The organism is Oribacterium sp. oral taxon 108 str. F0425 (genome assembly GCF_000214455.1).
In the GTDB taxonomy this organism is placed as follows: domain Bacteria; phylum Bacillota; class Clostridia; order Lachnospirales; family Lachnospiraceae; genus Oribacterium; species Oribacterium asaccharolyticum.
Window position 1 is genome coordinate 1,784,076 of record NZ_AFIH01000001.1, and the last position, 14,434, is coordinate 1,798,509.

The 14,434-nt window shown below is 44.3% G+C and carries 5 protein-coding genes; all 5 read right to left on the minus strand.

The genetic code is table 11. The annotated features are described in order from the left end of the window. Positions 1–49: 49 nt before the first annotated feature. Positions 50–6,400: a S8 family serine peptidase gene (locus tag HMPREF9124_RS08350; RefSeq protein WP_009429641.1), complete on the minus strand. Its 6,351-nt coding sequence runs from the start codon at positions 6,398–6,400 to the stop codon at positions 50–52. Continuing rightward, positions 6,340–6,888 (minus strand): hypothetical protein, encoded by a 549-nt coding sequence (locus tag HMPREF9124_RS08355; protein WP_009428233.1) that lies wholly within the window; start codon positions 6,886–6,888, stop codon positions 6,340–6,342. The genes HMPREF9124_RS08350 and HMPREF9124_RS08355 overlap by 61 nt, the downstream gene beginning before the upstream one ends. Before the next feature lie 29 nt (positions 6,889–6,917). Beyond that, positions 6,918–8,642 carry an N-acetylmuramoyl-L-alanine amidase family protein gene (locus HMPREF9124_RS08360; protein WP_009429922.1) on the minus strand — a complete coding sequence of 575 codons (1,725 nt, stop codon included), beginning with the start codon at positions 8,640–8,642 and terminating at the stop codon, positions 6,918–6,920. Positions 8,643–9,022: 380 nt separating this feature from the next. Next, a complete protein-coding gene (locus HMPREF9124_RS08365) occupies positions 9,023–11,497 on the minus strand; it encodes a Cna B-type domain-containing protein (RefSeq protein ID WP_009429390.1) in 2,475 nt (824 codons plus the stop codon). A gap of 247 nt (positions 11,498–11,744) precedes the next feature. Continuing rightward, entirely contained in the window at positions 11,745–14,270 is a 2,526-nt protein-coding gene (locus tag HMPREF9124_RS08370) for a bifunctional diguanylate cyclase/phosphodiesterase (RefSeq protein ID WP_009428247.1), read from the minus strand. Positions 14,271–14,434 lie beyond the last annotated feature (164 nt).

Sequence of the window (14,434 nt, forward strand, 5' to 3'; positions counted from 1 at the left end):
CTCTTCTCTCTTGTATCCCAAAAAATCCTTCGAAAAGTACGTTGTCCCGTTATCCATTGGATAAGAGCTGTCCCATTTGCGGGCCAAAGCTTGCTTCAAAAGAATAGTTTTTTCCGCGAATCTCCTGATTCTTCGTAAGCATGACGCCGATGTCCGCCCCTTCCTCTTCGGAGAAATAATACCGATTCCCCGCTTCTTCAAACCAGCCGGTCTGCATCATCCCGTTTTCATCAAAATGATACCATGCATAAGGCAGACCGTTCGTTTTTTCCGTTACACTGTGCCGGAAAACCAAAACCCAAGCATTTTTATAAAATTCTCCTTCTTGGTTTACAAGCATATAACGATGGTTACGGAAGTTCATAACCCAAATCGGATCCACAACTTGGGAAGGAACTCTTTTTCCATAGAGCAGTTTTACTTCTCCCTGATAGTTCTTCGGTAAGGCATCTATGGACGATACTTCGGAAAGGTCTTTTGCAGCTCCCAATACCTGCGGAACCTTCCCGTTTCCTCCGCTGCTTCCGGATGCGTTAGATGATCTACCCGCACTGCCGGATCCTCGAGAGGGTCTTCCGGCAGCACCGGACGGCTTATCTTCAGAATCCTTCTTCTCTTCTTTCTGTGAGTCTTCTTTCTTGCCTTCCGAATCTTCTTTTTTCTCCAGACTTAAGAGAGTGCCGTCGGAACGCAGTACATCATACGTCTTTGTTGCCGTAATGCCCTCCGCATCCGTTTTCAAGATTGGCAGTCCGCCCCAATTTCCGAGAAAGGCCGTCTCATCCACTGTTTTGATCCTTTTTCCCAGCTCAACTTCCTTTATGGCATTGTTGGCAAAGACAGCTTCTTCGAGATGGCTCACCCCTTCCATATCTTCTTTCGCATTTTGCGGCTCCAAGAATTGTACGGAAGTAAGTTCATTGTTCATAAAGGCTTCTTTTCCCAGCTCCTCTATATTGCCCGGAATGGAAATCGTCTTGATTTTATTGTTCTTAAAAGCGGCTTCCCCAACATGCCCCAGATATTTACTGAGCGCAAGCTTTTCCAATGCATTGTTCTCAAAGGCCTTTTTCTGAATGACGTGCGTCAGTTCCGGAAGAGCCTCAATAGACTGCAGTTTGTTGTTTTTAAAAGCATATTCCTTAATGATGCGAAGCGAGGCCAAATTAACATTTTCCGCCGCAAAGCTAAAGCTGTGCAAACCGCTATTCATAAAAGCGCCTGCTCCGATAGTATTTACCTTCACCGGAATTTCCACCGTATCCAGGCTCTTCTCATAAAAGGCAAAGTCGCCAATCTCCGTTATATCTCCCGCAGTACTGAAGGAGGTCGGAATCTGCAATGCCTTCTCTTCTCCGAGATAACGAAGCAGCTTTCCTTTTTCTACGACGTACTTTTTGTTCGGGGTCTTCTCTACTACATATTCGGATGGCTTTTTACCGTTTACGGACAGAATGATTTTGTCTCCTTCCGATAAGGCAGGGAGCGGCAGGGCAAAGAATCCATCCTCATTTGCCTTAACCTCATCCTGTGTAACGGTACCGCCCTCATTCTTCTCTTGAATCAACTTTACTTTTCCGGAGGGTAGGGTAAAGCCGGGAAGATTCCGATCCGAATCCAGAATCGGAAGGCGAAGCTGCATAGACAAAAGGTAGTATTGGAAGCTAAGACTGTTTTGCTTGCCTAGCGTCATTTCTTTCGCTTCTTCCACACTGGTATAGTCTTGTCCTCCCTTTTTAAAATCTTCCGCTTCTATCCTGACTGTTTCTCCCATCCGATAAAATGCCTTTACCTCTTGATTTCGTCCGTAGCCTGTACTATTTCCCGGACCGTACACTACGCTTCTCCTTAATACTTTTTCCGAATCCTTGGCGTCTATCGCAGTGAGATTCACAAAGGTAGGATTAATCAGATATTCTCCATCTTTGGACTGTAAAGCGCTGTCTTCTTTGGTAAAAACTTTTGCATAAGAGAAAATCGCCCTTTTATCCACGCCAAAGGCACCTTCCTCTATTTCTTGCAGCTTGTCTGCATGAATCTCCACCTCTTTATTGTAAGAAAAAGCATCTTTTTCAATTTTTTCCAGCCCTTCCGCTGAGGTCACTAAAAGAGGACTTCCCGCTGAAGAAAAGGTGTTTTTGTGAATGGCTTTCACACCCTTTGGAATATTGATTGAAAAGTCTGTTTTATCCGTTCCGCTGTCCTTATATTGGAATTGAAAAGCACCCTCTCCGATTTCTCTTAAGCTTTCCGGAAGTCTGACCTTTTCCAGACGATTATTTTTAAAAGCATCCTTTCCGATTGTCTCAACACCCTCCGGAACAATCAGCGATTTGATCTTCGTCTCATATTCCTGATTGATTTTGTTAAAGGCTCCCTCTCCGATGTGTTTTACCGCAACACCCCGAATGATTTTCGGAATGAGCACCTCCGGATTCTTTCCGTTATATTTTATAATGGTCTGTGTCGCATCATCAAAGTCAAAATCTTCTTCTACGATGGGATGAATGTCTCCTCCGATATTGTTTGAGCTGTCATCCACCTCCGTTTCGGGATTTTTCTCTGCACCGTCCGGATATGCCCAAGTTGCTTTTATGGCAAATGCACCGACTCCCTGCAGCGCGGAAGTCTCGGTAAAAGCACCGTCATAAACATAGCTTCTCTTCTTTGCCTCTTCTTTGGCATTTACATCATAATACAGTCCCAAACTGTCCGACAAAGCGGTTTTATAGCTTGTTGCAATGTAAAGAGGCTCATTCCGCTTAATCTGATATTCACTGAGATCAATTTCGTTCCAGGCATTCTTGCTATAATTCCCATAGTCTCTAAAGGGGGCAAGCTCCCGTAAACGTTTTTCCGAATCATATCCTAAAACGCCGATTTCGATATGGTTTCCGTTGTAATAGCTGTTATTGACCAGGAAAAGCTTTGCAGACTTTAAGACAGCACCCTTAAAGGGGGCCTGAAAACGTACGGCACTGCCCTTCATTCCGTTTAGAAAATGAATTGTATCATATGCTCCGTTCTTTTCTTCCACTTGAAAACCGTAATCCGTTTCCGCTTCTTTCCCATCTTTCGCTTCTTCATCGAGAACAATACCGGGGAGTTCCAAAGCCTCCTCTCCAAGCTGAACGCTTATTTCTTTCGGAAGGTACCCTTTCTTATAAGCCTTCAGAGTATAGGCTCCGGTATAGGCATGCTGAATGAGGAATGTCCCTTCTTCATTCGTTTCCGTACGCGGAAGACGGGAATCCTCCAATAACTGTAGGCTAACTCCTTTCAAGGAATGTCCGTCCTTATCCAGTACCTTTCCGCGAATTTCGGACCTTTTCTTTTCTTTTAAAAGGAAGTTGTACTCCTGCACCGGATTCTTGCTTAAATCTATTTTTTTCACTTCCGTCTCATAGCCATAGGCGGAAACCTCCACAGTAAAGGGCTCTTCCGGATTGTTCACCGCATGCTCCAGCGAATAGCTTCCGTCCAGAACACTGGCCATAGTATATTTACCGCTTTCCAGGACCGCAATTTTTGCCTCCAGCGGAATTCCCTGCAGCTCTTTTTCGTTATGCTCCGCCTCTACTTTATCGATGGAGTTTTCTTCCTCATCGTAAGCAAAAAGACCTTCGTTTTCAGCGGAAAAACCGGCCGAATCCGTATCTGAGGCAGCATTCATTTCGTCTTTTTCCGACTCTGTTATTGTAGTGTTTGTTGCAATATTACTATTCTCTGTGGAGTTCTTTTTTTCTCCCACATAGACATTGTCAATATACCAACCAACGTTATACTCATCTCGGAGCCCTCCGTCAGCCTGCACTCTGAAACGAACCTGCACCGTTTCCCCCACGTAGGAATCAAGACTTTGGGATAAGGTATGCCACTGCTGCGGTGCAGAAAAGCCCTGTATCTTTTCTTTACTGAACAGTGTGGCAAAGCTGTCCTCTCCCTCCTTTTGTATTTCCACCGTGAAACTGATGTTCTGGTCGATATTGCTACGAACGGAGAAACTGTCAAAGTAAAAATAATCCCCTTTTTCCACTGTAAAGGAAGGCATCAAAAGAACCGCATCCTGCTTCACTGTAAAACCGTGACTCATCGGACCATTTAGGGCCGTTCCCCATACGCTGGTCTGATTGACCATAAGACCTTCGTAAACATTCCGATATAATAGGGTCTTCTCCATCCAATCGGCAGGAAGCGCTATCTTGCCATGCTCCCAATCATTGATATTGTACTGAAGAATCTCTGGCTGAAAACCTCCGTCCTCATCATCAAAATTATAGGAAACATTGCTTCTTAAGCTTCCATATTTTACCTTAAGCGTCTTGGAGCTTTCACTTTCATTTCCCGATAAATCTCTTGCAATAATCCGATAGGTATAGCTTTCTCCTTCCAAAACATCTTCATCCAAGTAAGACATTTCATAGTGTGTTTTTACGCCCTTCTCATCTATAAATTTCTTCTTAAAGCCCTGCGGAAGAATTGCAATTTCCCGAAATTCCTCCTCTCCCGAAGCCTTTTTCTCTATGGCGTATTCTTTCATATCCGTCTCTTCGTTCATGGTGAAACTGAGACGAATCCCCCTTTCCTCCATTTCAGCCTTCAACCCTTCCACCTTTTTCGGAGGAAGGGTATCACCCAGCCCGATATGCAGATTATCCAAATACCATCCTGCGCCTTCTCCTCTTCCCAGGAAATAAAAGCGCAGCAATACGGGTTCTCCCGCTCCGGCATATTCCGCCAAAGAATAGCTGTTTCTTTCCCAGGATCTTTCCGTAATATCCGGTCTTAAAACCGTTTGGTAAACCGTCTTCCATTCCTTTTCGGAAGCCAATCTTGCCTGAATTTCCGCACGACAAATTCCTTGGAAAGAATTGTACACATCCGCCGTAAGACAGAAGTTATCTCCTTTGGAAAATGCACTGAAATCCATTGGCGGTAATTCCAGGGAGCTTTCTACGCTTGCTGTAAAGATGGGAGAGCCTCCGTCGATTCCGATATATTGGGTACTGCCATCCGGAAGTGTCGGTTCTTTCGAGGATTCTCTCTTGGAAAGCGCCCAATTTCCCTTCAGAAGGAAGCCGGACAAATCCTTTTCAAAATCAAAGTCCCACGGAAGACTTGCCCCCGGATGCACGGAAACCGCCTGTCTGATTTCCGTAACATTACCGGCGAAGTCCGTGGCTGCAATGCGAAGATGTAGGACTCCCTCTTTAAGAAGTTCCGCTTGAATTTCTCCCGTATAGATTCCGTCATTTTGAACGCCGCTCTGTAAGTTTAACGCAATGCTTTGTTCTTCCGTCTCATCATTAAAGCTAAAATAAGCTTTAGCTTCACGAATCGAAACATCATCCTTGAGCAACGCACTCACCCGATAATCTCTCCCCAGATAAGCCTCTTTCTCCGACTCCGCTTCACCTGTTGCGGCAGTATGGTCCTGTCCCTCTTTTAAAACCTTTCCATAGATTTTTCCGATGGCTTTTCCTTTGATCTTAGAGATGGCATCATAGGCATTGACCAGGCCGTAGCCGTAAGCCATATTAGGACTGCCCTTATATTGCGCATCCGAAAGCGGTTCTGCCGTAGACTCCAACAGAGAAATAATCTCCTCCACGGAAAGATTCGGGTCTGCTTCCCTAAGTAAGGCAATGACACCGACTACATGGGGTGTTGCCATACTGGTGCCATTCCAGGAAACATAATTTCCGGTGGCATCCAAAGAACGCACCTGTACTCCCGGTGCAACCAGCTCCGGTTTAATGATTTTCTTCGTATCATCAAAGGCTGAGGGGCCTTTCTTCGAGAAAGTCCCCAATTTCTTATTTATATCTACTGCACCTACCGTAAGGACATTTAACATATTGCCCGGATTTGCCACTGTGCCAAGTCCGGGAACACCTTCCCTTCCGCTTTGATTTCCGGCAGCAAAAACGCCTACAATTCCGGCTTCCTTCCAGGCTTCGGCAATATCATAGAACCAGCGATTGTCGTCGCTGTCCCCTCCCCAGGAATTGTTAATCACATCCGGCTTTTGCTCCAGCATCCATTCCGCCGCAGCAAGGAGATTACTGGTTTCTCCGCCCTGATCATTAATCGCTCTTGCACTGATGAATTTTGCCCCCGGCGCCACACCTATGCGGTTCAGATTTTCTCCTTCCGCACCGATAATGGTTCCGGCTACATGCGTACCGTGATCGTTGACGTGATCCGCCATAGGCTCCGGCAGACCATCCACAAAATCTTTATAGTAGGATTTGTCAAACTTTCCGCTTGTCTCATCGTAACCCTTGTAATTATTCTTGATTGCCGGAAGCTTATAGTTCACACCCGTATCAATGATTCCTACGGTAACGCCCTTCCCGGTAATCTGATATTCTTCCCAGACTTTATCTCCATGCACCATGGAAACGCCCCACTCGATTCTTCTTTCATCCGGCTCAAAGATTTCCCTTTTCTTCCTGGATTTTTTTCCTCTTCCACAGGTCGAATGAGTTTTATTCTTTGATTGGGCGTAACGGCAATGACATTTTCCTGCTTTGCAATTTCATATAAGACCTCCGCCTTTTCCACAACGGCATGTACGCCGTTCGCAATATAAAAGGCCTCATATTTTTCAACGTTGCCGTTCTCTTTTTCTTCCGATAAATAAGCTAAAAGCTCTTTCTGTGCTCTTTCCGCCTTTTCTTTTCTGCTTAAAGCATCTTTGTCCGCGCCAAAATAATCGAGACGAATCATGACATCATAGGGGCCTTTTTGTTCTCCTATAATCTTTGCAATTTCACTTTCTTCTATCGCTGCATAGGAAGAGAATGCCCCCGTATAAGCCACATTCCCCAATATAAGCAGCATTACCAGAATGCCGCTTATCCATTTTCTGAAAATATTTCTCATAGCTTCCCCTTTTCAACAATTAAAAAGCGCTATTTCTTTTCATAACTAATGGTGAAGGGCTCAATCTTGTAGCCGCCTCCCTCTCCATAGATCCTGATCTGATTGTCTTGCAGCTTTTCTTGCACTGTCGAAAACGGCAAGACGAGAATCGCCTCGTACCCGTCCTCGGGCACATCCTCGTTGGCATAGCCCTTGAACAACTTAAGCCCTGTCAATTCTTCCTTGCTACCATCTACATAGAATCGAACCTGCCCGATTTTCCCAAAATCCAATGATTCGTAATTCCCATGATAGAAGGGGAATCGCAGATCTTCTCTTCTTTGCGTAAAGGAAGTCACACCTCCGCCCGGATGTGCCTCTATCAAATTCTCTTTCTTAGAATCCTCTTTCTCATCCTTTTTCTCCGCATTTCGATATGTAAAATGTAAGCTGTAAGAACTTAAGCCGCTTTGTCCCTTCTTTTTTCTGCGGATATCCAAATAGACTTTTTTCGATCCGGAAAGCTTTCCGTCCTTATACACGGAGGAATATAGTTTTTTCAGTAAGGCATCGGAATGCAGAATAACGCTGTTATTCTCATAATCCGTCTCATACTCCATGCCCTCCGTAAGCTCCTTGTAGTAATAGTCCTCCTCCGACTTACCCGCTTCAAGATGGATCGTATCTCCCTCTTCCAATTGATCCTCATGGAACTGCAAGACTACATCCTCTGAAACATCATATTCCTCTTTCTCTAAAGTAAAACTGCTCTTTTTTCGTACAAGCAATCGTAGCAATACTTCCGGTTTTTCTCCTTCTACTCCTTCCGGAAGGTTGTAGTTCACTTTTAAAAGATATTCTCCGGGCTGCCAGGTTTTTACATTTTGCTTATCGATGGAAAGAATGGAAGCTTCTACCTTTTTGCCATTGCTGAGATTTAATTCCAGCTTTGTCGGTAACTCATTGTCATAATAGCTTCTTCCCTGTTCAATAGAGACAGCGGCAAGTTCCTTAACAGAAGTCACTGTAAGCTTGGAAACCTCGCTCTCTTTTCCGCCTTCATTTTCCTTCGGGGTCTCTTTCTTCTCCTCCGGCTTTTTCTCTTCCTTCGGTGGCTCTGCAGGATTTTCTTTCTTATTGGACTCTTCCTGAGCATTCCCCATCTCTTTTTTCTCTTCTTTTGGTACAGCAGGACTTACCGCGGAGGCTCCTCCCAGACCGCCCCCTCCGGAACCGGAGCCTCCCCGTCTTCCTTGCGAGCCGCTCCCTCCGGGAACAGCTCTGGAAGCTCCCGCAACCACCGGATTTTTATTTTCCTCTTCCACTACCTTAGTAGAGTATCCCTTTCCTTCTACATGGATTGCTTGTCCGTCTTCCGAAACCCACTGGCCTAATTCATTTACCTGATAACCATCCGGAGTAATCGCAGACAGGAGGAGCTCCCCATCCTCTTTTAGAAAATAGCAGTAGCCGTCAACCCACTGCCAGCCGCTAAGCATTTTTCCGCGGCTCCCGTCGGACTGCGGATTTAAGAAGTACCATTTCCCCTGATAAAAAAGCCATTTATCCTTCATTACACCGGTATTTTCATCCAAAAAGTACCAAGTTCCGCTATCCAAAAGCCAGCCTTTTTGTGCGTCTCCGCTCTCTGCCAAATATTGCCAATTCTTCCCGGTATTTTTCCATGTTCCGGCATAGCCCATGGTACTCAAAGCACAGGACAAGAAGAGAAAAGCTCCCAAACAACTTTTCCCCTTCACTCTTTTTCTTTTCATGATTTCCTCCTCATACAAAATAATTTTCAAGAATAATACGTAGTTAGTATATACTAACCATAAATTAGATTCAATAAACTATTTATATATGAAGGTCATTATAACGAATTATAATCCCGGCGGATTCCGGAAACTATTGATTTATTCAGCTGTAGAGCGGTGTCCATCAACACATTTTGTCCTATAATCCCGGTTTTCATCAACACGTTTTGTCCTATAAACCGCATTTCCGACATAATACCGCTAGCTCCGCAAGCGGCCCTCATTAAGAACACAAAAAAGACGTCAAATCCAAATCATATTGGATCTGACGTCTTCTCCTTTTTCCAATTTCCTTACAGGAAGACCCGCAAGTCTCTCTTTTTCATTCTATCTTACTTTTATGCTTTCTTTTTCTTATCGTTATAAAGATAGCCTACCAATCCGCAAGCCGATACGGCAAAGAGTAAGAGATACTGTAAAGCTCTACTCTGATCGGAGGTCTTTGTATCTCTCTCCACTTCCGGTTCTTTACTCTCCGGATTTCTTCCCTCACCTTTTACCTGACCTTTTACCTGGGCTTTGGCATCCGGAGTCGTCGTGGAAGCATTACGAGAGTCTCCTAATACGGAAGACGGATTCTTACTGCCCGGTTTAACCGAAGGACTTGTACCTCCATTGTTTCCACCGTTGTTTCCGCCGCCGTTATTTCCACCGCCATTTCCTCCGTTTCCGGAATTTCCCGGGTCGTTTGGCTTAAGCTTTGTATTGGTGAATACAAAACCGTATCCGGAATTGGCATCACCGGAAATGCTGCTACTAAATCCCGGAACAGCATCCTCCGTTACAGTGTATTGAATCGGCTGTCCGTCCTTGCTTCTCTCCAGATTCACAAAAGTGTATTGCCAATTGTTGGCATCGGAAAGAAGTTGAGATGCTATTTCCTTTCCATTTGCAAGCAAACGCACCTTGACGGAAGCGGGATGGTCTCCCTTTCCGTTCCAAACCTTGGTAACAGGAATGGAAATCTTCGTATTGATGGTATTCGTCACGGTAAAGCCGAGTCCCTGTGTTCCGGAAACAGCCGGGCTGTAGCCCTCTACCGCCTTTTCGCGAATACTATAGTTGAATAACTTACTATTGTCATCGTACTTGGGCAAATCCGTAAAAGCAGCCTTCCAAGCATTATCCTGGCTTAAATCAAGTGTATCTCCGGTAGCCTCTCCGTTACGAAGCAATTCTACGGTTACTTTATTGGGTCTTAACTGTGCTTTGTTGCCGGCATCAACCCACTTTTTCGTGACTTCCACACTTCTCTTTTGTCCGGATTTTACATTGGTAACCTTAAGAAGTGCTGTATTGGATGCATCAAAGCTATCCGCCGACACGGTATATTTTTCATTGGAAAGAATATATCCCTGCGGAGCAGCAATCTCCTGCACCGTATAATTATCCTTTAAAAGATCTCCAACACTGGCTTCTCCGTTCTCATTGGTCGTCACCTGTGCAACCAAAAGGTTCTCACTGTTGGCAATGGCAAATTTTGCACCCTTCAGGGCTTCTCCGTCCTCATTTACCTTCTTGATATTGAGAACATAATTCTCACCGCTGCCGGAACCGCCGGAGTTCTTTACATACAAATCATACTTAGCTCTCTTCGGCCCGCCGGAAGTTCCGTCGGAATTCACTTCAATATTATTCTTATAATCAAAATTCGTCTTGGGAATGCCGTCAAACTTCGCATAGTAGAAAATCTCATAGCCTTCTTCGGCCTTCACATTGCCAAGATGAAGCTGAAAACTCTTCTTTCCGGGAGCGGACTGCTTAAATTCCTTCTCAATTGCCGTAATATGAGGCGCCCCGTCTGTCTTTGTATCATTCCTTAAATCCCAATGCTTTCCGTTAATGGGATCGGGGTTCCACTTTGTTCCCGAAAAACTTCCTCTTTCCCATACACCTTTCCGAACCGATACAGGATGAGAATCGTCTACATAATAAGAAAATGCACCGTCTCCCAAAGCATCCGTTAAGGTCAGATTGGTTCTTGCTTCTCCAAGATTTATTAAAATACGGTACCGAACCAGCTTGATCTTATTGCCTGTCTGTGGATCCGTAGCCTCATCCAAAGTCTGATTGGCATCCTTTACCAACTCAAAATCGCTATCTTTCTCAATCCCGGTGTAATGGACTTTTCCGGAAATTGCAAAAGTATTGCTTCCATTTATGGTAAGATTTCCCGTGATATCCTTCGGATTGGGCTCCACGGCAGAGTTAACCTGCACGGAAAGACGGAAATTCACCTTGATATTGCTCTTTCTCTCTACAAATGAACTGTAGGTTAAAACCATGGTATTGCTCTGTGCATCATAATGAGCCGTCGCAACCAACTCTCCTCCGTCCGTGATGGGGAAGTCTTCCGACTGTAATCCCGTAAAGGAATCCGGGAACTTAATACTTGTTTTATCCCCGGCCTTGGGACTCTCACCATCCGGAATCGAATAAGCTACCTTGATTCCGAGAAAACTATGGTTGTGTACTCCTGAACCGTTGTAAGGATTTCCGTCCTTATCGGTATAAGATGCATCAGTAATATTGACTGCAATCGATTTACTGTTTTCCGTTGCAGTTGCACCTTGTGCGTTTAGCGCCATAGTCTGAGCTTCTCCGGCTTCCTGTACCTTGGCTTCCTCGCTTTTTGCCTGAGCAGCCCTTATATCTTCCTCAGAAGGAACACCGCTGCTCTCAGAGGTTGAGGGAAGGGTACTCTCCGATGCGACGCCGGAACTTCCCAGCTCCTCCGCCTGTGCAAGGGATAAACCCTGCCAAGCCATAGCTACGGCCATCAAGATGGCTAGCAATTTTCTTTTTCGCTTCATCTTTCTACTCCTTCTTGCTTTCATTAAAAAGCAATTAAAATCCAACAGTATGTTCTTCTTCTCCAATTCAATTCTTAATCATTAAGAATTCGCTTATCCAGTCTAGCACAATTTAAGAATATTTCAATTAAATGCTACTTTATTCTCTTAATAAAATCAAAGTGCATAATAATATTCTTTTATTTTCTATTTTTTTTGTGCAATATATAGTATTAAGTCGATAAAGCGATATTCCATTTTTAATATTTTAAGATATCTCTGTCGCAAGTACCGGACCGCCAAAAAGATAGCCCTGTATTCTGTCACATCCGTACTCTACCAACTTTTCGTACTGCCACTCTTCCTCTACTCCCTCTACAATAACAACCATTCCCAGATCATGGACAATGCTGATTAAATTTCGAACCACATCCCCATTGGAGGAAAGAAAGTTATCCACAATAGACTTATCCATTTTTACTGTATTTAAAGGAATATAGGGAAGATAGGCAAAGCTGCTATAGCCCGTTCCGAAGTCATCCAGATGTAACTCTATTCCCTCTTCTACCAGTCTTTTAAAAACCGCTTTGGTCTGTTTGGATTCTTCGAAGAGAATGCTCTCCGTAATCTCCAAAACCACATATTCATGAGGAATCCCGTGTCTCTCCATTTGATAGAGAAGGAAGTCCACAAAATCATCATCATAAATCTGATAGCTGCTGAAATTAATCGAAATGGGGCAAAGTGTCCTGCCTTCATCCTTCCATCTGGCCAATTGTCTTACAACCTGTTCCACTGCAATCTTTCCAAGTTTGGTAATATAACCGTATTGCTCTGCAACCGGAATAAACTGGTCCGGAGAGCACGCCTCATTCCGAATGCGAAGAAGTGACTCAAATCCCACAATTTTTCTTCCCTTACACTCTACCTGCGGTTGATAAACCATATAAAAGGCATTTTGTTGAATCGCTCTTTCAACCATTTTTAAAATTTGATTGATCTTTTCTTTTCTGTATCGTAACTCGTCCGTATAGAAGACAAAATGATTCTTACCCTTTGTCTTGGCCGCACTAAGTGCAATCCCCGCGGACATAACGACCTCCTTCGGATTGGCATTGCCCTCCGAGCAGGCAACTCCGCCGGACGCTTTCATATAGACTGTTTCCCCGGACACGGTTATCGAACGATAAAACGCCGCCTGTATCTCTTTAATTTCCAAGGAATCTTCTTGCAGAATTGCCCGGGGAAAAACAATCAAAAATTCATCTCCGCCGTAGCGTGAGGCCACCGCACCGTAGTCTCTTTCCATCTTCTTTAATCGATTGGCGACTGCAGAAAGATATAAGTCTCCCGTCTCATAGCCTCTTAATTCATTTAATTCTTTCAGATTATCAATATCTACCAGGACACAACTGAATTCCTTGCTGTTTTTCAACAACTCCTCCATATTGGAAAGAGCAGCCTGTCGGTTCAACAATTCCGTGAGATAATCATAGCGCAACTTATGAGCAAGCTGGTCTTGCTCGTAAAGCAGACGGTCATTTTCTTCTTCCAAAACTTTGAATAAACTCCTGCTGCGCATTCTGCTTAAAACAAAATAGAGCGAGAAAAGGAAAAGGGAAAGGAACGGAAGCGATGCAATGATAACGATATCCCTGTATTTCCTCCAGATGTCTTGAATTCCACCCTTAATCTCGCATCCCCTAGGCAATTTTTTCCCGGATAAGCGGTAAGCGGTAAGCACCCTGTCACTTACGTACAGAGTCCCCGGACTGTCTTCCGTAACAGGTTGTTCTTCAATCTTCACTCTATTGGAAAGAATCTCTGTCAGTAAAAGCGTGGCGTCTTCCGCCATCAGACGATAATCCACGATTCTCCCCCCTAAAAATCCGGGAATCTCCTCATCCATGGCATGTCCGTAGAGAGGTGTACTGACCTTCGATAAAAGAAGCTTCGTGATCTGACTTCTTGGATAACGGTTTCCATCCTCATCTTCGCCTGCATAAAGGTACAGGAGAATACTCTCTTCGTCTAAATTCTCTATTGACTGAATGAACTCTTCTCTGCTTAATTGGGAAAAATTAATTCCCTCGAAGCGATAATCCGGAAATTGATCCTGAAGAGATAAAAACTCTTTGCCCTCTTCCATTCCCAAGTAACTGTTATCGTATATTGCCAGAATGGATTTAGCCCTCACCTGCAAGGCTGTAGCCAAATCCAAGGTTTCCTTCATATAAGAAAACATATAATACCCGGTCATCTTGCTGTTCTTACTGACGCTCTTAGCCAGCTCCTGATCTCGGATGGAGAAGAAAATCACTGGAATGTCCGGGAAAAGGCTGTCCTTGTATTGCTTCAGCAAGCTTAAGCTTCTATCATCTCCTACAAGAACTCCATCATATATAATTCCCTTTTTTTGCAGATAGGCATTCATATCGGCATAAAAATCCGTAGCATCTCTCTCGTCATCCGATGAATAAGGTCGCACATGAAAGCTGTCTAAATGAGCCTCCGTTCCGTCCAGAACAGCTCTCACGCCCTCGATTTGTCTCTGAATAATCTCTTCCGAAGCGGCATCGGAGCTTATAAGGAGGATATTTTTGGAAGAAATCCGCCCCCCTTGCCCTTCCTCTTCCGTCTCCTGCCTATCTTTCTGTACCGCCCAATCTTTAGGCTTGGTATGAAAATAAAATTTCCAAGATTTTAAAACGAAAACAACAAAAATAAGCAGAAATACCATTCCTGCCGAAAGTAGACCTAGCCTAAAAAGACGATTTCCGTCCCTACTTTTCATAATCTGTCCTCGTGTTTACCCTTCTCTCCTTAAAGTAGTATGAATACAAGGCAAATTTTATTCAAGTCCGTCTCCTGCTGCATTTTTTCTGTCTTTTCCGGAAACAAACTCCGTGAATCCTTTCCGTTTGCCCCGTTATACTCGCTTTTCCGTGGATGTGTTCT